1 protein-coding gene is annotated in these 546 nt (G+C 75.8%); it reads right to left on the reverse strand.

Annotated features, from left to right (window positions below; all coding sequences use genetic code 11):
• Positions 1-176: 176 nt before the first annotated feature.
• The coding region (locus L2I40_RS24315; RefSeq protein ID WP_456305773.1) for a hypothetical protein at positions 177-546 on the reverse strand (370 nt) is incomplete at its 5' end.

A 546-nucleotide genomic window follows, 5' to 3' on the forward strand; every position in this document is an offset into this window, starting at 1 on the left:
AGCTGCTGAAAGGCCACCGCGTGCGCCTGGGTGGCGACGCCGCAGGGCAGCGCGGCCGCGGCAAGCGCGGCGGATCCGGCGGCGAGCATAAGTGTGCGACGCTGCATTCGGTTCTTTCCCGTCCTGGACAGTGCTGCCCTAAGTTGGGCTCGCGGCCGCCGATGCAACCCCCGGCCTCAGGCCGCGCAGGGGCTGGCCCCCTCGCGCCAGCCGAGCAGCAATCGCATCGCCCGGATCAGGGCAAGCTGTCCGGCTGGCGGCACGCCCGCCGGCTCGACATGGCCGAAGCCCGGCACCAGCACCACTGCCGCGCGACCCTCGGGCAAGGCGGCCTGCAGCGTCGCCGATTGCGTCCAGGGAATGACCGGGTCCTCGAGCCCGTGGATCGCGAGGGTGCAGGCGGTGAGCGTGACGCGCGAGGGGTCGAGCGCCTCCAGCGCCGCGCGCGCCGGGGCCGGGAGGGCGGCCAGCCGCGCCGGCACGCGCTCCGGATCACGCTCCGCGACGAGATCCAGGGCGGCGCGGCCGCCCGGCGTGACGCGGGCC

This window comes from Falsiroseomonas oryziterrae, assembly GCF_021864505.1.
GTDB classification, from domain to species: Bacteria; Pseudomonadota; Alphaproteobacteria; order Acetobacterales; family Acetobacteraceae; genus Falsiroseomonas; species Falsiroseomonas oryziterrae.